At 54.0% G+C, this 23999-nt stretch carries 18 protein-coding genes and 1 other RNA gene; 12 read left to right on the forward strand and 7 right to left on the reverse strand.

Annotated elements, in window-relative coordinates; translation table 11 throughout:
• Positions 1 to 69 precede the first annotated feature (69 nt).
• Complete coding sequence (gene xrt / locus ACUN9X_RS10555; RefSeq protein ID WP_445473019.1) at positions 70 to 1617, forward strand: exosortase; 1548 nt, start codon at positions 70 to 72, stop codon at positions 1615 to 1617.
• A gap of 53 nt (positions 1618 to 1670) precedes the next feature.
• On the opposite strand, the gene ACUN9X_RS10560 is transcribed toward xrt, so the two are convergent.
• Entirely contained in the window at positions 1671 to 3614 is a 1944-nt protein-coding gene (locus tag ACUN9X_RS10560; RefSeq protein WP_445473020.1) for a PA14 domain-containing protein, read from the reverse strand.
• A gap of 394 nt (positions 3615 to 4008) precedes the next feature.
• Here ACUN9X_RS10560 and ACUN9X_RS10565 point away from each other — a divergent pair, with 394 nt between their 5' ends.
• Complete coding sequence (locus ACUN9X_RS10565) at positions 4009 to 4608, forward strand: PEP-CTERM sorting domain-containing protein (RefSeq protein ID WP_260035468.1); 600 nt, start codon at positions 4009 to 4011, stop codon at positions 4606 to 4608.
• A gap of 397 nt (positions 4609 to 5005) precedes the next feature.
• Here the strand turns inward: ACUN9X_RS10565 and ACUN9X_RS10570 are convergent, their stop codons facing one another.
• The 6 genes from ACUN9X_RS10570 to ACUN9X_RS10595 all read right to left on the reverse strand — a co-directional run bounded on the left by ACUN9X_RS10570 (position 5006) and on the right by ACUN9X_RS10595 (position 14477).
• Entirely contained in the window at positions 5006 to 7690 is a 2685-nt protein-coding gene (locus tag ACUN9X_RS10570; protein WP_445473021.1) for a tetratricopeptide repeat protein, read from the reverse strand.
• 44 nt (positions 7691 to 7734) lie between these two features.
• Positions 7735 to 9111, reverse strand: a complete 1377-nt coding sequence (prsR, locus tag ACUN9X_RS10575; RefSeq protein WP_260035472.1) for a PEP-CTERM-box response regulator transcription factor — start codon at positions 9109 to 9111, stop codon at positions 7735 to 7737.
• Positions 9112 to 9343: 232 nt separating this feature from the next.
• Positions 9344 to 11476, reverse strand: coding sequence for an XrtA/PEP-CTERM system histidine kinase PrsK (gene prsK / locus ACUN9X_RS10580; protein ID WP_260035474.1), 2133 nt, complete (start codon positions 11474 to 11476; stop codon positions 9344 to 9346).
• A 196-nt stretch (positions 11477 to 11672) separates the two neighbouring features.
• A complete protein-coding gene (locus ACUN9X_RS10585; protein WP_445473022.1) occupies positions 11673 to 12620 on the reverse strand; it encodes an SDR family oxidoreductase in 948 nt (315 codons plus the stop codon).
• Complete coding sequence (locus tag ACUN9X_RS10590) at positions 12620 to 13435, reverse strand: lysophospholipid acyltransferase family protein (protein ID WP_445473023.1); 816 nt, start codon at positions 13433 to 13435, stop codon at positions 12620 to 12622. Before ACUN9X_RS10590 ends, ACUN9X_RS10585 begins: the two co-directional genes overlap by 1 nt.
• 151 nt (positions 13436 to 13586) lie before the next feature.
• Entirely contained in the window at positions 13587 to 14477 is an 891-nt protein-coding gene (locus tag ACUN9X_RS10595; protein WP_445473024.1) for a D-hexose-6-phosphate mutarotase, read from the reverse strand.
• 217 nt (positions 14478 to 14694) lie between these two features.
• Between ACUN9X_RS10595 and ACUN9X_RS10600 the strand changes: the two genes are divergently transcribed.
• The 10 genes from ACUN9X_RS10600 to ACUN9X_RS10645 all read left to right on the forward strand — a co-directional run bounded on the left by ACUN9X_RS10600 (position 14695) and on the right by ACUN9X_RS10645 (position 23909).
• A complete protein-coding gene (locus ACUN9X_RS10600; RefSeq protein ID WP_260035481.1) occupies positions 14695 to 17184 on the forward strand; it encodes an acyl-CoA dehydrogenase in 2490 nt (829 codons plus the stop codon).
• A 94-nt stretch (positions 17185 to 17278) separates the two neighbouring features.
• Positions 17279 to 17977, forward strand: a complete 699-nt coding sequence (locus tag ACUN9X_RS10605; protein WP_445473025.1) for a 2OG-Fe(II) oxygenase — start codon at positions 17279 to 17281, stop codon at positions 17975 to 17977.
• Between the two features lie 129 nt (positions 17978 to 18106).
• An RNA gene (gene ffs / locus ACUN9X_RS10610) (signal recognition particle sRNA small type) lies at positions 18107 to 18203 on the forward strand.
• A 200-nt stretch (positions 18204 to 18403) separates the two neighbouring features.
• Positions 18404 to 20527 carry a DNA polymerase III subunit gamma/tau gene (gene dnaX, locus ACUN9X_RS10615; RefSeq protein ID WP_445473026.1) on the forward strand — a complete coding sequence of 708 codons (2124 nt, stop codon included), beginning with the start codon at positions 18404 to 18406 and terminating at the stop codon, positions 20525 to 20527.
• 115 nt (positions 20528 to 20642) lie between these two features.
• The gene (locus tag ACUN9X_RS10620; RefSeq protein WP_260035485.1) at positions 20643 to 20966 is read left to right on the forward strand and encodes a YbaB/EbfC family nucleoid-associated protein; all 324 of its coding nucleotides are present in this window, start codon (positions 20643 to 20645) and stop codon (positions 20964 to 20966) included.
• Between the two features lie 34 nt (positions 20967 to 21000).
• On the forward strand, positions 21001 to 21603 hold the full coding sequence (recR, locus tag ACUN9X_RS10625) for a recombination mediator RecR (protein ID WP_445473027.1): 603 nt from the start codon (positions 21001 to 21003) through the stop codon (positions 21601 to 21603).
• 55 nt (positions 21604 to 21658) lie between these two features.
• Positions 21659 to 22792, forward strand: coding sequence for a ribonuclease D (locus ACUN9X_RS10630; RefSeq protein ID WP_445473028.1), 1134 nt, complete (start codon positions 21659 to 21661; stop codon positions 22790 to 22792).
• Entirely contained in the window at positions 22789 to 23082 is a 294-nt protein-coding gene (locus ACUN9X_RS10635; protein ID WP_445473029.1) for a YcgL domain-containing protein, read from the forward strand. The genes ACUN9X_RS10630 and ACUN9X_RS10635 overlap by 4 nt, the downstream gene beginning before the upstream one ends.
• A complete protein-coding gene (locus ACUN9X_RS10640) occupies positions 23079 to 23525 on the forward strand; it encodes a YcgN family cysteine cluster protein (protein WP_260035493.1) in 447 nt (148 codons plus the stop codon). Before ACUN9X_RS10635 ends, ACUN9X_RS10640 begins: the two co-directional genes overlap by 4 nt.
• A gap of 33 nt (positions 23526 to 23558) precedes the next feature.
• Complete coding sequence (locus ACUN9X_RS10645) at positions 23559 to 23909, forward strand: hypothetical protein (protein WP_445473030.1); 351 nt, start codon at positions 23559 to 23561, stop codon at positions 23907 to 23909.
• The last annotated feature ends 90 nt before the right edge of the window (positions 23910 to 23999 follow it).

A 23999-nucleotide genomic window follows, 5' to 3' on the forward strand; every position in this document is an offset into this window, starting at 1 on the left:
TACTGGTCGCTCCCCCGGAATTAATGTTTAATGGCGTAACGCTCGATAATCTGTTGTTCAGGAGTAGTTATGCTAGGAGGGCATCCGAGGTCGGTGCTGGTACCGCTGGCCGTTGTGTTCGCTTTTATTTTGGGTGCCTGGTCTACTATTGACGGCGTCGTTTCTCGTTGGTTGGCCGTTGACGAATCCTATTCCCACGGTTTTCTTCTGTTGGCTGTTTCAGCCTACCTCGTTGTTCAGCAGTGGCGTGTGCGTCCAGCCGTCACCTTGTTTTCGCCGTTCTGGTTGTTACCGCTTTTGGGTTTTTTGCTGCTCTACATCGGCGGCTCAATGTTGATGATTGAAGCGGTCCAGCAGTTTGTTCTTATACCGGCTCTTTTGTGTGCTCTCGGTGTGATCTGGGGGTGGCGAGAATTGGTTCGCTTCCTCATTCCTGTCGGTCTGCTCGTCTTTGCTATCCCGTTTTGGGACTACCTGGCGTGGCCGCTCCAACTCATTACCACCAAGGTTAACGAAATACTTCTTGGCCTGCTTGGCATCGAGTTTCACGTTGACGGTGTGTTTGTATTTCTGACTGGTGTCGGTGCCTTTGAAGTGGCACACGGTTGTTCGGGATTAAGATATTTTTTGGTGGGGTTGACGCTCAGCGTTGTATACGGACAGATGAATTTCACCCTGTGGCGCAACCGCATCATGCTCTGTGTACTAAGTGTTGTCTTTGCGCTGGCTGCAAACTGGATTCGGGTATTTGTGATTATCCATCAGGGATATGTTACGAACATGGAGTCTCCTCTTGTAGGCAATCACGAGTTTTTTGGCTGGATCGTTTTTGCACTTTCATTGATACCACTGTTCTGGATGGCAAACCGGATGGAGCGTAGCGACAACGCCACAGCCAAAGCTCGTGTCAGAGCACCAGAGGATATTCAGGATGCCGAGCAGGCTGAGTTCTCGCGTTTTTCAAAAGTGGGTATCGTGTTTACGTTGTTGATGTTGTTAGCTCCGGCTTTAGCTTTGGGCGTTATATCGACGCAGTCTTCACAATTAATTGCTGGGCAGAAAGCACCGAGGCTGATGACCAATGCTGATTGGGCGCCTTATTTTCAACGTAACGCCGTTCGCTGGGTTCCGGTTATTCATGGAGCTGACAATATAGAAGTTCAGGCTTATTTCCTGAGAAAAGGGCTAAGCGAAGGCCGTGCGCCGAAAGCCATTGCCGCTATCGAAGTGTATACCTACCTTGATCAAAAGCCGGGTAAAGAGTTGGTGCAGGACTCGAACCATCCGTTCGATCGGGAGCGATGGTCAATAAAGCAGTCGCGCGAGCAAACAGTCGATCATGTCGACTGGACGGTATTGACGATACAGTCACGGCAAACCAATGAGACGATCACAGTGGCTTTCAGCTACCTCGTGGGCGGCAGGTGGTTAGCCGATCCGATTAAAGCAAAGCTTGCCCAGATTTCCGCTGCCTTCGCCGGGCAGCCAGATGTCCATCAGGTTTTCGTGGCTCTGGATTGTGAGGCGTGTGCTTCAGATAATCTGTTAAACAGCGTGTTGGCAGACACCCAGAAGCAGACAAAGATTTTTGTTTCGCGGATGTTCAAACCCCAGTAAAAAAGCTCCCCCAATATATGAGAGGGGGAGCCACCACGCGACATCGCTGATACTTACTCGACTGTCGTTGACACCGTTTCAGACGACGGGCTGCTCAGCCCGTCAGTATCAACAGCCTTGATATCGAAGTACCAGGTCCCGCTTTCCAGCGAATCGAACACATAAGTGGTGTCTGTTCCTGGCACAGAAACCGATTGATCGAGATTTCCTGCATCACGTCCATAGCTGAGTTCGAAATGATCGATTTCTCCAACGGCTAACGAAGAGCCGTCAACCCGGGTGAGCGGAAGCGCCCATTTGAGGGTAACGCCATTAGTGGGGCCGGGTACGACAGGTTCTGGAGGCACGGTTTGGCCCGAAGACGACGCATCCTCAAGGGTCCAGGGGTTCAATCCAGATTGATAGGCCTGGAGGTTGGAAACACCATCACTGTTCATCGCGGCGGATGAATCGTTAATAAATGGATTTAATCCGTAACGAAGTTCCCAGCTATCGGGAATGCCGTCGCTGTCCAGATCTTGCGTCTGGCCCTCGACTTCCATTGTCGGTGATCTGATGGTTTGAGCGATAGCGATGCTTGAATTGTTTGAAGTGTCGACGATTTTCAGATTGGCCTTTGCATCCCATCCGCTTTCAAAGTACTCCATTCTGATCGGAACCGGCTCTTCTGCTGGTAGGGACTTTTCGCCTGAATGTGTTGTCGGCTTGGATGTGCTCCAGTGATCGACGACCAGTTCGTTACCGACCCACAGCCTCACGCCGTCATCGGCATCAGTAGTGAATGCGTAGGTACGGTTTCCGCTTGAGTGGGGGGGAATGAATTGCCCCGTCCAACGTACTGAAAACTTGTCTTTCGGTGTATCAGCGTTTGGTGCACCTGAGCCCCAGTTGAAGTTAATATCACTGTTCACTTCCGAAACCACAAACTCGTCAAAATTGGTGCCCCGGAAATACTGCCCTACAAAGCCCGGAACATAAGACTGTACATTTTCACTGGCAGGCACAGATTCTGGATCCAGAACATCGGAGCCTTGCTGGTACTCCGTCGCATTGTCATAGCCGTCCCCGTCAGCATCTGCAGCCCCATCGGCCGGATCCAGCGGGTTGAGCCCATATGCAAACTCGGCTCCATCAGGAACCCCGTCTCCATCGGTGTCTTCAGTATTTGGAGAGGTAAGCAACCCGAACTCTTCGAAGGCACTTAGAAGGTCGCCATCTGCATCACTGGCGGCATCATTTGAATTGGAAGGATCCAGACCATTGACGACCTCCCAGTTGTCATACATGCCGTCTGAATCCTCATCAAGAAACGGGTAGCTCCCCTGATAAGTAAGATTCTGGTCGCCATCGAAATAGCCAATACGATAGCCCGATGAGTAGCCCTTTATGAAGTCTTCGGATACGTCCGGCGTTACTGGTGTAGATCCTACGCCACTCGACAGATATTGACCTTCAACGACCTGTCGGGCGATTGAGGGGCCTTCCCATTCAACTGCAACGTGATCATCCCACCCTCCCTCCTTATGGAGAAGTTCAAAACGGTAGGGTTGACCGCCTTTAAGGTTGACCGGCGCGCTAACCTGACTGCCATACCGGGTGTAATCCTTATCCTTGACGGCCGCGGGCACAAACGCAATTTGCTGAAGGCCGGCATTGTCAGTGGATGAGGAAAGGCTAAATGCGCTCTGATCATCACTGGAAAGATAAAAGGTGTAGGCGCCGTCAGTTGGTGGCGTAATCAGACCGGTAATTCGGCTGCCGAAGTTATTCCCTTGATTCGTAGGAGCCTGAAGCCGACTCCACAAATCGGACCCCTCAGGTGTATCGGGGTAGCCGGGGGCAGATAGTATTGAGTCGACGGTATTCCCCTTTATATTCAACCAGTAATCTCGGTACACCTGTCCCTGAACGTTGGTTTTGCCGGCCGCTGTCGGCTCCAGTTCGTTAACGTTTGTGTCCCAGGTACTACAGCCCGCGAGAGAGACAGTCACTGACATGCCTAGGTACTTCATAATGACCGGGGTTTTCATGAGGTATAGGCCTATAGGTGCGAAGTGATAAATCCAGTAATACCAGTATGGTCAGTAAGATGCGTTTTGCTTGGACAGATTAAGAATATAAACGTGACGTTTAGTCTTATTCGGAATGATGTCAGCTAATTTTCCATTTGCTGACTATCGAGTTGGCCATTACTGCTTCTCTTACGGAGCAGCCAAAAGAACTCCACTGGATTTGTCGAAATATTTTACGATTTATTGAATTGAACTTTTTGAGGTATATTAACATATTGAATTTTATCGTTTTTATTATGTGGCCCGACAATTGCATTTGCTTTAGGTGATGGCTGTTATCCATGGCTTACATAACTGAATTGTTAAGGGGATCTATACAATGAAAAGGACACTTTTGGCAGCAACGCTGGCTCTGGGTTTTGTAGGAGCTGGTAGTGCATCAGCTGCACTGATTATTGACGGCGGCACTGCGGGTAATGTGGGTGTTACACCTTCAAACGATGTGCTGGACACATACACTGGATCACCTATCGCTGGTGCGTTCCAGGCTGAACTTAAAACCAGTGCAGCTACCAAGCTCAAGATTGAGTTTCTTGGTAAGGAAGCTGGTTGGCTGAATACATTCACCCTGGGCGGCCAGTCGCTTTCGACTGCCAGCACTGTTGGTGACTCTATTTACGTTGACGTGGTTGCCGGCACCGTACTGTTCAATATTTTGACAGGTGGCGCGGGCAGTGTAGCGAATGGCGCTAACAACGACCCGGCTACTGCAGGTATTCCGGACTTCTGGCTTGGTTACGACCCGCTGAACAGCGGTTCTGTAATTCTGGCACTGGATGATGGTGGCGCGAACCCTGATGACGACAACCACGATGACCTGGTTCTTCGCATTACTGACGTGCCTGAGCCTTCATCTCTTGCGCTGATCGGCCTTGGCCTGGTTGGTGCTGGTGTTGCGGCTCGTCGTCGCAAAGCCTGATAAGCACTTGAATTGAAGAAAGCCGGGCATGGCGTCATGTCCGGCTTTCTTTTTGCCCGGTTTTAAATTGCCGGTTTTCTCTTTGTAGCAGCCATTTTTGAAATACTGACCCGCCCATCTCTGGCTTGCCTGTTCACTGTAAACGTCCCTTGTAGCCTTTGTAGCCAAAACTTCAGCTTTGGTGCTGCATGCGAGGCTGCCTGAGGGTATCTGATTAGGAATATTGCGACTCGATCACGGCTGATGCTTCAGTCGATGGGCACCAACTTTGGCGTGAGCCACGGTGCCTGGCGAAAAAAATGAACCTCGTTAAAACATAAAAGGCGCCGATGCGTAGGCAAGGGCGCTTTTCACTTCTGGCTTAATTTCAGTTGCTTTGACCGTTCAAACGCTCTGCTTATAGCTTCTTGAGCACCTCTTTAGCTTTTCCTTCTTCGCCTGCAGCCTTATAGGCATCGGCTAAATGCATCGCTATTTCATTGGAGTCCGGTGCCAGTTGATGTGCCTTTTCGAGTACCGGGATGCTCTCTTTATGGTCGCCCTTTTTGTACAGGATCCAGCCATAGGTATCGGCGATAGCGGCTGATTCAGGGTTGATGTCGTAAGCCTTTTGAGCAAGTTCCAGAGCTTGACCATCTCCGCTCTCGTGGTAGATCCAGGCAAGGTTGTTCAGCGCAGTCGAATTCTTCGGGTTGATATTCAGTACCGCTTTATAAGCATCGATCGCTTTGGGCATGTCGTCGATGTTCTGGTAGGAAAGGGCCAGTGCCAGCATGAGTTGACTACTTTTCGGGTATTTGCCCTTTCCGTTTTCGAGCGTCTCAATCGCCTTTTGACGCTGTTCCTGTTTCTGTAGCGTTTCGGCGAGGCGCAAGTAGATGTCCGGGCTCGTCGCTTTGTTCAACGCTAACTCGTAAAGCTCTGCAGCCTTATCGAGATCGTTTTTGCTGATTTCGTAGTTTGCTTCTAGCACGTAAGGGCGCGCGGATTCGGGGTGCTCAAGACGGGTTTCCCTGAGCAATTTACGCGCATCATCCTCGCGGTCACTGGTGAAGTAGAAGCTGGCGGTCTGCAGAGCGACATCTTCGTTGCCCGGAAACAGGACCTGGGCACGCTGTAGAATCTTGTCTGCGCCTTTGCTGTCATCCCGGTTTAATCTGGCAGCGGCAGTGCCGCGATAAATCCCAGCGACAACCGGCGCATGAGTGGAGGGTTCAAATTCGTTAACAGGCTCTAGCAACTCCGCTGAGAGCTTGTCGGCTTTTGCGTTGTCGTCCTCCATCAGTGCGTATTCAAGCAGCACAAACTTTGGACCAACTGCATCAGGTTGCTTGGCGAGCAATTTATCAAGATAAGCCTTGATATCGTCATCTTCCGAGACCTGAACGAGGCCTTGCAGTGCGCGTCTGCTATTGGGGGCTTTATTAATTGCCTCCTTGAACTGTTTAGCGGCTTCGGATTTGTCGTTCTGGCGTGCAGCCAGTGTTGCGAGTGCAATGTTAGCGCGTGGATCCGACGGCGATTGTTTAAGGGCCTGTGCGTAGAACTGTTTACCTTCTGCCAGATCCCCCATTGCGGAGGATAGGTCGCCATGTGTCAGCAGGGCAGTGGTGTTGTCCGGTTGTTCTTTCACCCATGCGCTGGCTGACTCTCTCGCCGCATCTTGATCGCCTGACTGCATATACGCCCTGATGATGAGTACCCGGGCGTCTGAATTGGACTCATCCTGCTTCATTGCGGTGGTAGCCTGGTTAATGGCTGCCTCGTATTCCTCTTGCTGGAGCAGGTAGGTCGCATAGCGCAGGCGAAGATCAGTGTTCTCGGGATTAAGTTCGAGCGACTTCTCAATATAGCTGCGGCCTGCTGCGGTATCGCCGGTCGCCAGAGATGCGATACCCACTAGCGCAAGCATTGAAGGATCAGACTGGCTCTCATCCAGGTTTTCGAGCAGTCGTTTGGCTTCATCCGGCCGCTGGAGCTGGAGCTGAGTAGCCGCCAACAATTTGTTTATCGCCGGAGAATCTTCCTTGGACAGGGGGGCAAGGAGGTTTTCCGCTTCTTCAACGCGTCCCTGCTGGAAACGAATCATTCCTAGCATCACCACACTTTGGATGTGGTTGGGAGCCTGGTTCAGAATTTCTCGGAGATAGCGGGCCGATTCCTCCAGGTTGCCTTTTTGATAGGCGTCCTGGGCGGCTGCGAAGTTGCTCTTGATTGTTCCGGGGGCGGATTTGGCAAGAATCTCTTCGTATACAAACGCCTCAGCCGATTTGCCCTGTGCTCGTAGCACATCAATTAATGCAGACATGGTGGCGTACTTTTTGTACGTCATAATGTCGTACTGGCCGATATCCTCGAGGGCGCGAATATACGCGTCTTCAGAATCCTGCCACCGCTCTTCTACCTGAGCGATCTGCGCTTTCCAGAGCCAGAGCTCCGGATCGTTCGCATCGACCTTTTCGGCTTTTTCTATGTAGCTTTTAGCTTCTGATATGTTTTTGTCGGCGTACGCTGCGCGGGACAGGCCAATCAATGCGAGTGCTGAGTTTTCATCGGTACTGAGGGCGTCCTGATATGCCTTTCGAGCGGCTGAGGCATCACCGGCGCGAAGCTTGACGTCGCCCCGGAGAATGGCCGCTTCCAATTGTTGGCTGCTATCCGGTGAGCGCAGGTTGTCGAGCGAGGCCAGGGCTTCAACGCTTTGATTGCGCATCATCTGGGTGCGGGCAGTGATCAGCAGTATGCGGTTGTGGACAGTATCGGTGGTCTTGTCTTGATCCAGTCGCGCTGCAATTTCCTGGACCTGCTTTTCGGCATTGACGGCATCGCCGGCTGTCACAAGGTTATCGACAATGATGAAGTAGGGTTCCGCGCTGCCGGGATTAAGTTCAATGGCGCTCCGCGCCTCCAGCGTACTGGCTTTGAGTTCACCCTGGCGCTGGAAGAAGCGGGATTGATCCAGATGGCTGAGGTACTGCACCTCCTGCTGGCTCATCTCTTTGCTGTCGTCTCCGCAGCCTACGAGTACCAAGCTGATGGCCGCTGAAAGCAGAGTAATGCGAAGCGTTTTCTTGAACGTCATGGATCTGATCCTTGTTTTCCCGGTCCTTGGTGCTCAGCGCGCGCCTATGCGTCAGACGCCACAGGAGAGGTTTCTATTTTGTATTTGTCAGTCAGGTTATAAAGAGTAGGGCGGGTGACCCCAAGTAATCGTGCGGCTTGCGCCATATTGAAACCGCTGGTCTGCAGTGCATGTTTGATGGCGATACGCTCTGCATCTTCCCGTACCTGACGAAGGTTCAGCACGTTGCCGTCGTGTGCTTCCTCGTCGGTCATGAGTTGAAGGTCGTCAGCCGTAACGCGCTTGCCTTCGGACATGATGGTTGCGCGCTTGATTTTGTTGATCATCTCGCGAACATTGCCGGGCCAGTGATAGCTCTTGATGGCGTTGATGGCGTCTTCGGCGAACGATAGCTGAGGGCGTTCCATCTGTTTGCCCAGCGACTTGAGCAATGACTGGGCTATGACCATGGCGTCGCCATCCCGTTCTCGTACAGCAGGAACGTCCAGTGTGATTTCGTTAATCCGGTAGTATAAATCTTCCCGGAAATCACCATTGGCAACGAGCTGTTTGACATCGCGGTGGGTTGCGCAGACCACGCGCACATCAACCTGGACAGGATTAACGCTGCCGACGCGATCCACTACGCGCTCCTGAAGAAATCGTAGCAACTTGGCTTGAAGGGCCATCGGCATATCCCCGATTTCATCCAGAAACAACGTGCCGCCGTTGGCCATCTCGATCTTGCCCTTTTTGCTTTGGGTGGCGCCGGTAAATGCGCCTTTCTCAAAGCCGAACAGCTCGCTTTCAAGCAGATTCTCGGGAATGGCGGCGCAGTTGATGGCTGCAAATGCATTACCCGCGCGGGGGCTGAGGTCATGGATCGCCCGTGCGAACAGTTCTTTGCCAGTGCCGGTTTCGCCAATAATGAGGGTGGTGACATCCGCCGGTGCGACTTTCTCCACCATTCTGCAAAGCGCAAGCATTTGCGGGCTGGCAGCTACAATGCCCTTGATATTGGTGCCGTTGCGGCTTTGGGCCAGTTCGCGGTTTTCCCGCTCAAGCTCTGATAACCGAAACGCCCGGTTGACCACAAAGGTGAGGATATCGGCATCGAGAGGCTTCTGATAAAAATCACTGGCCCCCATCCCGATTGCGCGTACTGCGTTTTCCTTGTCTTCACGGCCGGTCACAACCACGACTTTGGTATTCGGCGCAAGGCGAAGGATATCCTCAAGTAGCGCAAACCCTTCGGTGGCGCCGCCCGGATCAGGTGGTAAACCCAGATCAAGAGTGACGACTTCAGGCTCAAAGCGGCGGAGGGAAGTAATGGCTGAATCCCGATCGCTGGCCATGACAACTTCAATGTCATCACTGAAGCACCAGCGCATCTGGCTTTGCAGGCCCGGATCATCTTCGACGATTAAAAGACGTTTACTCACAACAGAACCAAGTCCTTTTATTGAACTGAAACGGCGAGACTGTACGGGTAACATCATGTTGGCCCGAGCGTACCGTCTTCAATAGCCTTCTAACGAACTGCAGAATTCAAGTTAACATATTGTTACTCTAATTCTGCCCCTTATTTGGTGTCTTGCATACCCTAAGTCGACACATAACGCGCATCCGATGCATTTGCGTTTACCATCCGTAGTCTAAGGCCATAGCAGCGCATCATGCATCGCCCGTCAATTGACTGATCGTGCTCTCATTCTGATCTGGCTTCTCACCGGCATTATTTTGTTCATCATCCCGAGCGAGGGGGAGCCGGACAGAAAAGCAAGACCCAACCTGAAGTTCACTGGTGACGTCAATGTTGCCGCCGATCTGACGAACATACTCCCGAGCCTGATAGGCCCCTATCCCCATGCCGGCAAGGCCTTTGGTGCTTTCAAACGGCTTGAACAGCTTCATCTTGATGAAGTCCTCGGACATACCTGTGCCGCTGTCCTGAATAAACAGCACCACGTTATCGACGCTTTTTTTCATGGTCAGCGTGACATCACCGTTTGGTGGCGTTGCGTCCTGAGCATTCTGGATCAGGTGGCTGAGCACGCTGCGCAGTTGTTCAGGGTCACCTTTAACGGTGACGGCGTCTTCAGGTGGCTTGAACTTCGGTTTTGGCTGATTGCGGGCATGGTGTTTGGCCAGATCATCAATAATCACGGCGAGATCGACGGATTGAACCGGGGTCTCATCAGTAGCGGGCTTGCGAATGTGATCCACCAGATTGGATAGCTTGTTCACCGCATGCTCTGTGGTGGTGATCATGTCGTCGATAAATTCAGGGTTGTTTCGGTGGCGCTGAGCATTTTTCACCAGCAGTGATAGCTGGGCGATCATGGTTTTCAGGTCGTGAACCATAAAGGCAGACGCTTTGCTGACCGCTTCGAACTGCATGGCACGGGATAAGCGATTCTGGGAATCAGCCTGGGCCAGTACGTTACAGGTCTGGCGCGCAACAACCCGGATGAGATCGAAGTTCTCCCAGTTCAGTTCTACTTTGGCGTAGGGGTTGCCCACCAGGCAAATGCCGTAGAGATCGTCACCCAGGTAAAGCGGAATGGTCAGCCAGCCATCGGAAAATTTGAGTACTGCATCAGGGATCTCGAGTAGCTCATAACGCACCGGGTCATGCCGGTATTCATGGAGGTCGATGATCCACTCTTTTTCGCCGAAAAAACGCACCAGATCGGATTCGCCGTCAATGGTGGTGTACTTCGGTGGCGGAATATTGACCGAAGTATGGAGCGCGAAATTGTGATCCTCATCTTTGATCCACAAGGCGCCGGAATTGCTTTCCACTAGATCAGCAAGGATACGGACCACGCGCTCTGGTAAAGGCGGATCTTCAGACACGTTGGCGAAAATCTGGGTCATCTTCAGCCATTCTTCACGGTAATCGTATTTGTAGTCGAAGAAGTTCTGGCTGATAAAAATCATCAAGCGCGCGCGAAAGCGGGTTGAGCTGAGCAGTGCGGCGAACAGGGCGAGAAAGGCTGTCAGGAACAGAATCTGCAGTGCTTCGCCCCAGGCTCCGCCCAACGCGCGCACGTAGTAGCCGCCCGCTGCGACGAACAACAGGTAGCCGCCGGCAAAGATCAGTGCACCGACGTGGAAGATTGCATTGCGGGACAGCTGAAATTCAACCGGCTGCTTGCGGGTATTGATCATGTTGATCGCAAAGAGCGGCGCGAAGAAGGCATTCGCAGCGCCACGCGCAGTCCAGAATGAGTCCGACACCTGACCAAACAGAAGCGCGTCGGAGTACATAAAAAAGTCGTAGGCGAAGAGGCCACCGATGCCGATGCAAAGGTACTTGATACTTGAGCGCCCGAAAGAAACAGAGTTACGCCAGATTTGTTCCACCAGGCAGACCCCGAGCAGAGAGAGCGCGATCTGGCCGATAATTTTGGTTTTTCCGTCAAATAGCTGCCATCCAAGGGCGTATTCAAGAGTCCCGCAGGTGAGCAGTGTGATGATGAGGATGACGCTTGAGGTTCCGATTATCCGTCGTAGCTTTGTTGCCAGTGTGCCGGAGCGGGAGCTGTCTTTGAGTAACGCAAAGAGTACAGCGATCCAGGCGCCATCGCGGACCAGTTCCAGCAGATAACGGATAAAGAACGGGGGTTGGTTCCAGATGATCTGGGCCACCAGCGAGCCGGCCCAAATGGCCGAAACGAGTGCGGCCAGCAATAGTGCGCGATCAGTATTTCGCCTGAGATAGCGGGTACCGATCAGTATCGCCAGTAGTAAAAACGAGAGTGCTGCGGCAGCGTGGCTGACGAGACTGAAGTTGATCACCATGAAGCAACTCGTCCTGTGAGTTAGGGTGCCGGGGAGCTACTGACCAGACTCTCCCTTTTACCGCGCAGTGAGTAAAGCAATAAGCCGGGCCGGAGGCCAGAACATTCGCACCGCTTCCAGGGTCATTATAGTGAGAAATATGTCGTTGATATAGCGGGACGTTTGCAGGCTTGATCATTCACCCATATCTGACGCCTCATACGGGTTGTTTGTTTTCCCTGTAATAGCGGAAGACTTCTTTCAGTGGCCGCTTGGGTTTGAAGCCAAAAGTGTCACGAAATGAGCGGCCGTCGATGATCACAGGGTATTTGAAAAACAGCATCAGATAGGGTGGAAAGCTTCTCAGATTCAGGAGCCTGGCGATCGTCCGTGGCAATACCGGAGGAATCGAGGGCAGCGGAATGCGTGTGCAGCCACACAGCTGCAATGCGTGCTGGTAGGACACCCAGTCATCTGGCGTGACATTGAACACGCCGCGCTGATTTTTTCGGTAAGCTAGCACCATGGCATCGGCCATGTCATCGATATGAATGAACTGCATCATAGGTGAAAAGCCTGCCAGCACCGGCGCGCGCCTGCTCGCAAGCAAGGTACTGATCGAGTTGCGCACGCCGGGACCGACGATATTGCAGGGGCGCAGTACCGTAATGTTCAGATCCGGATAGCGCCAAAGGTAGATGTTGGCAAGGTTTTCCAGCTCGACTGAATCGATCAGATCCATACTCAGGCCGGCACCCTTGAGCGGCGCTTCTTCATCGATCAGTGCCGGGTTATAGGCGTTGGCACCGTATACGTGATAGGTCGAAAGCACGACTACCCGGGTGATGCCGTACTTATGGCTGAGATCGAGCAGTTTCTGGGTACCGAGCACGTTGGCGTTGTAGCGCCGCATGCGGGTTTCCTGGCTGGACATGATGCGCCCAAGGTGGATCACGCCTTCAAATTCGTAACGGCGAAACAGGTCTTCAAAAACCCGCTTGTTGAAATCGATACAATAGCTGGGAATGTCGTCTCCGAGATAGACCTGTTCACGGAAGTCGACGGCAACCAGGTGGTAATCATCACGCAGGCGATTAATGACCTGTTGGGCCAGTGCGCCGGCTGCGCCGGTTACAAGGATGGTGGGTTTTGCTTTGTTGGTCATCAGAACAGCCTTTTCCTTTCACTCAGCCCCTGGTCAATCAGCTTGCTGATCTCTGCTTTCACCACGTCTACGCGCTCCGTTACCTTGTCTTCGGGGATATCGGCGTTATCAAAATGCATCGGTTTTCCGAACTTCAGGATAACCTTGGCCGGGAGTATCACGGGTAACGCTACCGGCACGTAGGGAACACCAAGCGCCTGAGCAAGGGGGCGAATATTGGCGATGGCTGGAATGGTTTCCTCGCAGCCCACAACGCCAACAGGAACGATCGTGGCGTTGTAGTCCATCGCCAGCCGCATGAAACCGTTGCCGAAGCGCTTGAGTTTGTAACGGTCCCGGTACAGCTTGCCTGATCCGCGAATCCCTTCGGGAAAGACGATGATGGCTTCGTCATTGGCCAGCATCTTTGCGCAGTTGACGGGGTCGCCCAGAATGGCGCCGACCTGATTCAGCATGTTGCCAAGATAAGGCACGGTTGGAAAAAAACGCTCGATCATGGCTCGGGGAATGCGCGGCAGGCGCTCCCGTGCTGCCAGTGAATAGCCAATGAGCAAGCCGTCCAGCGGCAATTGGCCGCTGTGGTTGGCAACGATCAGTACCGGGCCTTCGGCAGGCACGTTGTCAACGCCATCGGCCGTCACCCGGAAGTACTTTTCGTAGATCTGGCGGGTGAGGGTGAAGCCGATTTTGACCGACTCGTTGTTGTAGCCCCAAGGGTCATAGCCCAGGGTTCCAATGGGTTTTCGGATGCGGTTGATCTGATCTTCAAGTGCCTGTGGGACGATCTTGTTCTTGAGGAAAGTTCTTAATCCCATGTCCGGTTCCTGAATATGCTGTTCGTCAAAGCAACTGATTACGACTGATGCCGACAATGTCCGATTGATGATTGGGAGCGTGCAGGAAATATGCCGCATTGTCATCTGTACGGCGAGCGACCGATGGCAATGCGCCTGAATATAAAGGTGCCTATTGCCGGGAAATGCTCAGGTTTAATCGGTGTGACTGCCCCTGTTTTAAACCAACATAGTCTGTCAGTGCATTGGCCGATTCTACGCAGAGCATCGTTCGCCAGGCCGTGTCCGGGAAGTCAGACAAGCGCGCAGCCTTTTCCGGTCCTGGATTCCAGATAACCGTTGACTGGCTTCCGGTTGCGGACAGCCGAATGGTACCTGCTGGCGTGTGTATAGAGGCCTGGCCGCCTGCCTTGTATATGCGGTCGGTTTCGCCCTTGAACACCACGACGTCGTCCTGGAGAAACTCGCGCCACTCGTCGAGGGTGTCGACATATTGAACACCGTCAAAACCACTCACAGATGTTGCATCAATGGACGGTGTTGGCAAGTAGCTGTGAAGGGCCTGAGTGAAGGCTGTCGAGGTTTCGCTCATGTTGGTGGTGGTCAGGCTCAACTCGCATCCGGATTCAGTAAAACGAAACGTGATGACGGCCATTAATGGCCAGTCGCCAAACCCGGTGATCGCGGAGGCGTCGAGCGATAACTCAATTTCCACCGCTGAGTCAGACTCTGCCACGCTGCGGAATGACCAGTCGGCTGTGCGGGCGAAGCCGTGCGCCTTTTCCGAACCGATGCGCGTTGCAACTGGCTCGGGGTTGCGGTCGGGATCGCCAAACCAGGGCCAGCAAATGGGGATGCCGCCGCGGATGGCCTTGCCGGTGGTGAACTGTGCTGTATCACTCATCCAGATCAGGTTGTCCTGCCCGGTTGGGACAACGTGCGTCAAATGCGCGCCTTGAGTGAACAGGCGGGCGAAAAATAACGGATGAGTTACTTCAATTGCTTCCAGCTCGCCAATGCGAACCGTGCGACAAAACGATGATGCTTCAATGCTTCGTGACATTAACGCTAACCTTTGCTTTGGAAGCTTCAGTTTAAGAAATTGGTTTGAGTCTCCCTGGGTTTTGTGATCATAGTGTCGATACGAGTCGTATGACCAGACTCGAATTCAGCAAGTTACATTTTCATCGTTTCATAATGGACGGGTCCGGAAAACCAAGGGGCTTGTCGGAACCCGAACATTTGCGCCACTGACCAGTGTTGGACAAGGAGAAACCATCATGAGTGTGCTGTTTCTTATCCTCAGTGCTGTTGTACTGCTTTATTTCGGTATCGGCGGAGTTACCGCTGCCGGGGTGCTGGTTGTTGCGACAGTATTGGGTGCCTTTCAGGACGGTTGGCATTTCGCGAGCGTCATTATCGGCGGCTTGTTGCTGGCGGCATCGCTACTCTTGGTTATTCCCAGTCAGTTCCGTCGCGAACGGCTGAGCCGACCGTTGCTTGACTGGGTCAAGGAGCGTCTGCCCAAATTATCCGATACCGAGTCCGAGGCATTGAAGTCCGGCAGTGTGGATTGGGATGGCCAGCTTTTTTCCGGTCGGCCCGAGTGGTCGAAGTTGCTGGACGCCCCGCATGCAGTCTTGTCAGACGAAGAGAAAGCCTTTCTCGAAGGGCCGGTCGAAACGCTTTGCGAAATGCTGGATGACTGGCGCATTACCCATGAGCTCTATGATCTGCCCAAAGAGGCGTGGGAGTTTATCCGGAATGAGGGCTTTTTCGGGCTTGTGATACCCAAGGAATTCGGTGGTAAGGGGTTTTCTGCGACCGCCCATTCAGAGATCGTCATGAAAATATCGACCCGCAGCGTATCAGCTGCGGTAACGGTGATGGTTCCGAATTCGTTGGGGCCAGGCGAGTTGCTGGCACACTACGGCACCGATGAACAGAAACAGCATTACCTTCCACGCCTGGCCTCTGGTGAGGAGATTCCCTGTTTCGGGCTGACGTCCCCCGTGGCGGGCTCCGATGCCGGCGCGATCCCCGACAAAGGCGTGGTATGCCGTGGCCAATGGAATGGCGAGGAAGTGCTCGGTCTTAAAGTGACCTGGAACAAGCGCTATATCACGCTGGCGCCGGTTGCCACGCTGCTGGGTCTGGCGATCAAAGTATTCGATCCTGACAACCTGCTAGGTGAGGGGCGAGATCGGGGCGTGACCTGTGTGATGGTGCCTCATGACACAGAAGGCGTGCATCACGGCGCCCGGCACCTGCCCATGAATACAGTGTTCATGAATGGTCCTACATGGGGCAAGGATGTATTCATTCCGCTGGATCAGGTTATTGGTGGCCCGGAGATGGTGGGCAAGGGCTGGACGATGCTGCTGGAATGTCTGTCCATCGGCCGCTGCATCTCGCTTCCGGCACTGGGTACCGGTGCCGGTAAGCTGGCATCGCTGACAACCGGTGCCTATGCCTGTGTGCGAGAGCAATTTGGTCGGTCCATCAGCCAGTTCGAGGGGGTTCAGGAGGCGCTTGAACCTATTGCCGGGTACACCTACATGATGGATGCCGCCCGCCTGCTAACCGCGGGTATGCTGGATCGGGGCGTTCGCCCGTCTGTGCCATCTGCGGTACTCAAATTCCGTAATACAGATTTGATGCGGGAAGTGATCAACCATTCCATGGACGTTGTAGCCGGGCGGGGTGTTATAACAGGCCCGCGTAACTTCATGGCCCGTGCTTACGATGCGGTACCCATCGGGATAACGGTTGAAGGTGCCAACATCCTGACGCGCAGCCTGATGATATTCGGTCAGGGGGCGATTCGGTGCCATCCGTTTATTGTGGATGAAATCGATGCAGCGGGAATGGATGACCAGAATGAAGGCGTGAAAGCTTTCGACAAGGTGTTCTATAGGCATATTGCCCACACTACCCGCAATGCTATGCGGTCCTTTGTGCTGGGTGTCAGCCAGGGTTGGTTGGAGCCTGTGCCCGCGCAGGGGCAGCTCCAGACTTACTACCGTCAATTGGCGAGACTGTCATCTGCATTTTCAGTACTCACCGACGTGACGCTGCTCACCATAGGCGGCGGACTCAAAGCACGGCAGCGCCTGTCTGGCAGAATGGCCGACGCCCTGGTGGCATTGTATTACGCCTCAGCTGTTATCAAGCAATGGCACGAGGATGGCTACCCTGAAGCTCACCGCCCGGTGGTGGAATGGGCGCTTCAGCAATCGCTTGCCGATCTTCAGGCAAGTCTGAAAAAGCTGATTGAAGAATATCCGGTGCGTTCGCTCCGGATACCTCTGAAACTGCTGGTTTTCCCGACTGGCGCAAGGCTCAAAGGCCCGGGTGATGCTTTGGGGGCCGAAGTGGCCCAGAGTATCGTCAAGGATACGCCGGTGCGGCAGCGGATAGTGCAGGGCGTCTATCTTGCCAAGGCCAGCAACGACCCGGTCGGTCGCGTTCTGCATGCCTACCGTATTGCCAACGAAACCCGCGAACTGCGCGACCGTTTGCATGATGCCATCCGCAATTCAGACAGTGATGAGCTGCATGATGCCAGCATGCTGATGGCCCACCAGCGTGAAGAGCTTGTCGATTGGGCTATCAAGCAAGGCGCGATCAAATCAGAAGAGCGCGACCTGCTGATTGAGGCGCTTGCGGCGCTCTATGACGTTATACGGGTGGATGCGTTTGACGGTGATGCCATTGCCGATCTTGCGGAAGGCTCCAAGGGCAAGCTGACGGAGGTCGCGCGCCCGTAAGGGTATTAACTGATGCAACTGAAGTGATGATTTAATGGCGGTATCGAGCGCAATCTGGCGTAGAATTCCGCCACATCACTCAGGGCACTTTTTTATGTTTCCGATACCGCCTATTGCATCGGCTGCGGCCCCGGCGCTGCCGGTTGAACTGTCTGGAGAAGCCGCACTGGAATCGTGGCTGGAAACGCTTGCGGTCAACCTGGCGGAGTTGGGCTGGCTGTCCTCGACGGTTGAGGGCCTGGTGCCTGCAAGTCTGTTGCAGGATTTGCGGACGGAAATCTTGGCGCTGCACCGAACCAACGCGCTTGAGGTTGCCGGTATCGGACGAGGTGCTGCACATACTCAGGACCGATCGATCCGGCGTGACCAGATTGCATGGCTGAATGGTTTGAGTGCTGCGCAGTCGAGTTTATTCAGCTTTCTCGATTCCCTGAAAGAGGGCCTGAATCGCAAGTTGTTCCTTGGCCTGCGTCGTTATGAGGCGCATTATGCGACTTACGAGCCAGGGGACTTTTATCGGCGGCATCTGGACAGCTTCCGGGGTCGCTCTTCCCGTATTGTCAGCGCGGTGCTTTATCTCAATGAAGATTGGCTTCCCACTGATGGCGGCCAGTTGCAGATCTTCAATCGGGAAAGCGAGAACGAGATTTGCGCGACTGTTTTGCCTGAAGCCGGGCGCATGGTTTTCTTTCTGAGTGAAGAGGTGCCCCACGAAGTGTTGCGAGCGCAGCGGACCCGTTACAGCATCGCTTGTTGGTTCCGGTGCGATCCGATTCAGGGAATAGCCGTCTGACCCGGTCGTTCAGACAGGGCATTTCAGGACATGGCGTGCGAGATCGATTTAAAAAGCCGTTGAAGCAGGGAGTACTGCCTGTTAACATGCGCGCCGCATCCGGTTAATACCGGATCGTTATGGTGGCTCTGCTGGTGCCTCCGCAATGATAAACCGTGAACCTGGTCAGGCCCGGAAGGGAGCAGCCACAGCGGTGGATTCGTGTGCCGGAGTGTCGCTGGTAGGGCCACCCCCATTTCTGCCCCTCGAAAACCTCTACCCCGAACATTTCCCGACTGCTATGTGGCACTCACCAATGCTTCAAAAGCCGGTGTATCGTTGCTGCTTTTCTTCTTATCATTCCGGGCTCATGTTAAGGTTGCCATATCGCCGATAGACTTCTTCAGAGGTTCCAAAGGCCAGCAACAACGGGACGCGACGCATTCGATGAGTTATCAGGTACTGGCCCGGAAATGGCGGCCAAAAACATTTCAGGATATGGTCGGCCAGGAGCATGTGCTCAAGGCTCTGGTTCACGCACTCGACCATCAGCGGCTGCATCACGCCTATCTTTTTACCGGCACACGCGGGGTTGGCAAAACCACCATCGGCCGGTTGCTGGCACGCTGCCTCAACTGCGAAACCGGCATTACGTCGACGCCATGTGGCGAGTGTAATAGCTGTCAGGAAATTCTGGGTGGGCGTTTTGTTGATCTGATTGAGATCGATGCGGCATCCCGCACCAAAGTAGAGGATATGCGGGAGCTGCTGGACAATGTTCAGTACGCGCCGACCCGTGGGCGATTCAAGATATACCTGATCGACGAAGTCCACATGCTGTCCAATTCCAGTTTCAACGCCTTGTTGAAAACACTGGAAGAACCGCCTGAACACGTTAAATTCCTGTTTGCCACCACCGATCCCCAGAAACTTCCGGTGACCATTCTCTCGCGCTGCCTCCAGTTCAACCTGAAGCGGATGACGCCAGAGCACATTGTGGGTCACCTGAACTATGTCCTGAAGGAAGAAACAATCCCCTTTGAAGACCCGGCACTTTGGCTGCTGGCGCGCGCTGCCGATGGCAGTATGCGTGATGCGCTCAGCCTGACGGATCAGGCGATCGCCTTTGGTAACCAGAAGCTGGCGGCCAGTGATGTCAGTGCGATGCTGGGAACAATTGATCAACGTGACATTCAGGAGATCGTCGAAGCGCTCGTAAAAGGTGATGGTCCGGCAATGCTGACTGAGATCGCCCGTATCGCCGATTTTTCCCCTGACTACAGCATGATCCTGTCCGATCTTCTGTCGTTGTTTCACCGCATTACCCTGGAGCAGGTTGTGCCGGGAAGCGCCGACAATGCGCTCGGCGATGCGGACCAGGTCAAGGAGCTCGCAAAGCGACTTTGTGCCGAAGATGCGCAGCTGTTTTATCAGGCGGCACTGATCGGGCGAAAGGATCTGGCGATCACTCCGGACGCCCGGATGGGTTTTGAAATGGCCATGCTGCGCATGCTGGCATTTCGCCCCGGTAGCGATCGGCGAGAGCCGCCCCCAGCAGGGCAGTCCGGCGCGTCATCAACACCGGTGCAGCAGGCGAAAGACGAACCCGACCCTGCAACCGCGTCTCCCGACGTCCAGCCAAAACCGATTGAACCCGTTGTGGAACCGGTTGCCGAAAAACAACCCGTCGCTGCTGAACTTTCGCAACAGCCTGCTGCCGAGCTGTCACCGGCGCCAGTTTCAGTTGAACCGGAAATTATTAGTGAGCCAGAATCGCCAGCGTCTGAATCTGCGGCCGAACCTCAACCTGCAGTTTCTGAAGTGCAGGGCAACGAGCCGGCACCTGGCCTGGATGATCCGCAGCAGGATCAACAGCCCCGACAGTATGATGAAGTTCCGCTGAGCGCCTACGACGATATTCAGGTGGGCGACACCTCAGTGGATGATGAGCAGCCGGTACCTGTTGTCACCGAAGAAACTGAGGACGTTAACGCCCACCGACAGGCATCGGATACTCCGATTGGTGAACAGGGTGACCCGGATGACCTGCCTGAACCGCCCGTTGTGGAAACCGAAGTCGTTGAAGAGGTTAGCCGTGACGCTGTAACTGAATCCGGTGCCGGCGAAAAAACGGGCGCAGTTGGCTCAACTGAGCCTGCCGCTGTTACCGCGACCGACGCCGCTGTCGCGCCGGCTGATTTTGAGTGGCAACGGGATTTCAGGGTATTGGGGCTCACCGGCATGGCGGGTAATCTCGCTGGTCAGGGTGCGTTCAGCAAAGAAGGCGATACGATCTCCATCACGCTGGACTCAGGCCATGCGCGCTTGCTGAATGATCGCCACCGCTCGCGCATTAGCGACGTACTGAATGAATATTTTGGCGAAACACTGAAACTGGTCATCATTGAGGGGGCACCGGGAGAGGCAACTCCTTCAGCCTTCGCAGAGCGAGCCCGCCTTGCGCGTCAGAAAGCGGCCGAATCTGCTATCGCAGACGATCCGTATGTACAGCGTATCGTCAGTGAGTTTGATGGTCAGATTGTGGATGGCAGCATTGAGCCTGTGGGCTAAGACTCACAGCTCCGGGTTGAAATTTAGGATTTTCACCTAATCTTTAAAGACAGGTGACAGCGGATCCGTGATGGCGGCTTCCGTCTGACGTAACCCCCTTATTGAGGTGATCGTGATGATGAATGGCATGGGCGACCTGATGAAACAGGCCCAGAAGATGCAGGAAGAGTTCAAGAAAGCGCAATCCGAAGCTGAAAAAGCGGAGGTTACAGGCGAATCCGGCGCGGGGCTGGTGAAGGTTGTGATGACCGGTCGCCATGATGTGCGCAAAGTGGATATTGATCCTTCCCTGATGACCGAAGAAAAGGACGTGCTGGAAGATTTGCTGGCCGCTGCCGTGAATGATGCGGTGCGCCGCATTGAAGAAGCCCAGAAAGACCGCATGTCCGGCATGGCTTCAGGGTTAGGCATCCCTCCTGGCTTTAAGATGCCGTTCTAAATTATTGAATATTATGTAATTCAGAGATTATTAAATGGCATTTAGCCCATTGGTTGACGAGTTGGTTGAGTCGTTGCGCTGCCTGCCTGGAGTGGGTCAGAAGACGGCTCAGCGCATGGCATTTCATCTGCTTGAGCGGGGCCGTAGCGGTGGTGATCGACTCGCTTCTGCGCTGCAAGAAGCGATGAGCGGTGTAAGGCGCTGTACCTCATGTCAGAACTTTGCAGATACGGAAACCTGTAATATTTGCGAGGATGACCACCGTCAGAACGGTATCCTGTGCGTTGTTGAAAGCCCCTCAGACCTTTTGGCAATCGAACAGGCAGGTTATTACGAGGGCCGTTATTTTGTGCTGATGGGGCATTTGTCTCCCATTGACGGTATCGGCCCGCAGGAAATCGGTATCGAGCAACTGCTTCGTCGAGTGACGCAGGAAAATGTATCTGAGCTGATTCTGGCCACTAACCCGACCGTTGAGGGCGAGGCGACGGCACACTACATCGCGGATCGACTGGATGGGCGTAACGTGCTGATTACGCGTCTGGCTCATGGCATCCCGGTCGGCGGCGAGCTGGGCTATGTCGACGGCTTTACCCTGAGCCACGCATTCCGCGGTCGCAAGCCGCTCATAGATTAATGTCAGGTTGCGTCATTACTGAAACGCAACGCCATCTCCCTAACGGATAGTGCGCATGACTAGCAAGGCCGGTTCGGCCAGTCCTCGTTGGCTGGAATCCCCTGCAGAACTGAACGATTGGTTGTCAGCCGGGAGAAGCAGCCCGCTGGCACTCGACACTGAATTCGAACGGGTCAGCACGTTTTTCCCTATTCCCGGGTTGGTTCAGCTCGGGCAGGGCGATGATCTTCGTCTTGTTGAGCCATCTGTTGCCGAAGCGTCTGAAGGGTTCCGGAGCGCGATGGCAGATCCCGAACGGCCCAAATTACTGTATGCCATGAGTGAAGATCTGGAGCTTTTCAGGCACTGGCTTGGAATTGAGCCCCGGCATATGCTTGATCTGCAGATCGCCGCCTCGCTTGCGGGGCTCGGGTTTTCGCTCGGCTACGCCCGCCTGGTAGAAACGTTATTCAACGAAACGCTCGATAAGTCTGCGACCCGGTCCGACTGGATTTCACGGCCGCTCTCAGACAAGCAGTGTCAGTATGCCCTGGATGATATTCGCTATCTTCAACCGGCCTATGAATACCTGCTTGCGGCGCTCAAAGAGCGAGGATTCGAAGACGCGTGGCGCGAGGAAACGGCGCGTTTTGCTGAAGAGTTGGGCAAGCAGTCGGATCCCTCAATGTATTTCCACCGGTTGCGGGGCGGCTGGCAGCTCTCTGAGGAGCAGCAGTCTGTGCTTTATCACCTGTCATTGTGGCGCGAGAACGAATGCAGAGGTCGTGACCGGCCTCGGGGCCGGATTCTGGCCGATAACGTGTTGATCGGGATCGCCGAGCGCATGCCGCAAAATAAAGGGGCCCTGGGCGCTATTGATGAAATGCCGTCGGTGGTCGTCCGCCGCTATGGTGATACGTTGCTTGAGCTGGTTGAGTCGGGACGGTCGTCTGACGTAAAGCCTGATAAAATCGAGCCACCGCTGACCCGTGATGAGCAGGCTCTGTTCAAACAGGTCAAAGGATTGTTCCGAAAAGCGGCCGAAGACAATGACGTGCCAGTTGAATTGCTGGCGCCCCGCAAGCGCGTTGAAGCCTGCCTGAAAGCCTGGGGCGAAAACACAGACGCGTCGCGCTTTTTCCTTGAAGGATGGCGTGGCGCACTGATTCAGCCGTTTGTTAACGATATTTCAATGGTATTGAAGGCATGATTACCCGAGAGTTTGTCTCAGTTTTCAGAAGTAGCAAAAAAACGGATACCTACGTCTATGTGCGTCGTGGCCAGGACTGGTCAGAGCTACCCGAAGTCTTGCGGGACATATTCGGCAAGCCGCACCACAGCATGGACCTGTTGCTGACGCCCGAGAAAAAACTGGCCCGTCAAACTGGCAAGCAGGTGCTGGAATCTATCGCGGAGCAAGGTTTTTTTCTGCAAATGCCGAAAGAACAGGACAGCTATATCATCGAGTTCAAGCAGAAGCTGAAGTCGAACGCGTCATGATTGCGGCGATTCCTTTCTGGCAGCGTAAGCGTTTCGATGAGATGTCGACTGCTGAATGGGAATCTCTCTGTGACGGCTGTGGCAAGTGCTGCCTGACCAAGCTGGAAGATGAAGATACCGGCGATGTTTACTACACCGACCTTGCCTGCCAGTTTATGGACAGCGGAAGCTGCCAATGTACGGTTTATCCGGAACGTAAACAGCGGGAACCCAATTGTATCGTGCTAACACCGCATAACGTTCAGGACTTTGGCTGGTTGCCCCGGACCTGTGCTTACCGGTTGTTGTCCGAGGGACATCCTTTGCCGGACTGGCATCCGCTCATATCGGGTGATCCGCAAACGGTTCACGATGCTCAGGTATCGGTCAGGAACCGCACGGTGCCCAATAGCCAGGTCGATGAGCAGGATTGGGAAGACCATATTATCCACTGGGTTCTTTGAGCCCGAAATAGACTATCGAAACAGGAATCACGCATGAATGCAGATGCTCAGATGGCCTATGGCATCTTCTGGACGATTTATGTGGTCGCATTTGTTGTCTTTTTTATCCTGATCACCCGCGCGATCAGGCCGCTGCCCATCTATGGTCTGCGCACTCTGATCCAGGCGGTGTTGGTCGTGGTATTACTGACGCCAGTCGCCTCTCCGGAGGCCGTCGACTGGTGGATTCCGGCCTGGCTGCATGGTGGGTACGAGTCGATACTGGGCGAGGCCGGGGAGGCCACTCGCGCGTTTACCAATATGGCGCTGGCAGGTGCTGTGGTGGGCATCGTGTGGATTCTTGATCTTGTCCGGGTCGGAATCTGGCGCCGGAAAAAGGACTGAAACCAAAATCCGGGCCCGATGTAACGGGCTGTGCGCCCGCCATTTCGGGCGCAAGTGATTTCCGGTCACGCGTGCGATAAAGTGGAGTCG

The organism is Marinobacter sp. V032 (assembly GCF_052645435.1).

Coding starts and splice junctions, on each gene's coding strand:
- xrt (WP_445473019.1), top strand. CDS start 70: ATGCTAGGAGGGCATCCGAGGTCGGTGCTGGTACCGCTGGCCGTTGTG.
- recR (WP_445473027.1), top strand. CDS start 21,001: ATGGCATTTAGCCCATTGGTTGACGAGTTGGTTGAGTCGTTGCGCTGC.
- ACUN9X_RS10570 (WP_445473021.1), bottom strand. CDS start 7,690: ATGACGTTCAAGAAAACGCTTCGCATTACTCTGCTTTCAGCGGCCATC.
- ACUN9X_RS10590 (WP_445473023.1), bottom strand. CDS start 13,435: ATGGGATTAAGAACTTTCCTCAAGAACAAGATCGTCCCACAGGCACTT.
- ACUN9X_RS10565 (WP_260035468.1), top strand. CDS start 4,009: ATGAAAAGGACACTTTTGGCAGCAACGCTGGCTCTGGGTTTTGTAGGA.
- ACUN9X_RS10595 (WP_445473024.1), bottom strand. CDS start 14,477: ATGTCACGAAGCATTGAAGCATCATCGTTTTGTCGCACGGTTCGCATT.
- ACUN9X_RS10605 (WP_445473025.1), top strand. CDS start 17,279: ATGTTTCCGATACCGCCTATTGCATCGGCTGCGGCCCCGGCGCTGCCG.
- ACUN9X_RS10585 (WP_445473022.1), bottom strand. CDS start 12,620: ATGACCAACAAAGCAAAACCCACCATCCTTGTAACCGGCGCAGCCGGC.
- ACUN9X_RS10640 (WP_260035493.1), top strand. CDS start 23,079: ATGATTGCGGCGATTCCTTTCTGGCAGCGTAAGCGTTTCGATGAGATG.
- dnaX (WP_445473026.1), top strand. CDS start 18,404: ATGAGTTATCAGGTACTGGCCCGGAAATGGCGGCCAAAAACATTTCAG.
- ACUN9X_RS10560 (WP_445473020.1), bottom strand. CDS start 3,614: ATGTCAGTGACTGTCTCTCTCGCGGGCTGTAGTACCTGGGACACAAAC.
- ACUN9X_RS10630 (WP_445473028.1), top strand. CDS start 21,659: ATGACTAGCAAGGCCGGTTCGGCCAGTCCTCGTTGGCTGGAATCCCCT.
- prsK (WP_260035474.1), bottom strand. CDS start 11,476: ATGGTGATCAACTTCAGTCTCGTCAGCCACGCTGCCGCAGCACTCTCG.
- ACUN9X_RS10635 (WP_445473029.1), top strand. CDS start 22,789: ATGATTACCCGAGAGTTTGTCTCAGTTTTCAGAAGTAGCAAAAAAACG.
- ACUN9X_RS10645 (WP_445473030.1), top strand. CDS start 23,559: ATGAATGCAGATGCTCAGATGGCCTATGGCATCTTCTGGACGATTTAT.
- ACUN9X_RS10600 (WP_260035481.1), top strand. CDS start 14,695: ATGAGTGTGCTGTTTCTTATCCTCAGTGCTGTTGTACTGCTTTATTTC.
- ACUN9X_RS10620 (WP_260035485.1), top strand. CDS start 20,643: ATGATGAATGGCATGGGCGACCTGATGAAACAGGCCCAGAAGATGCAG.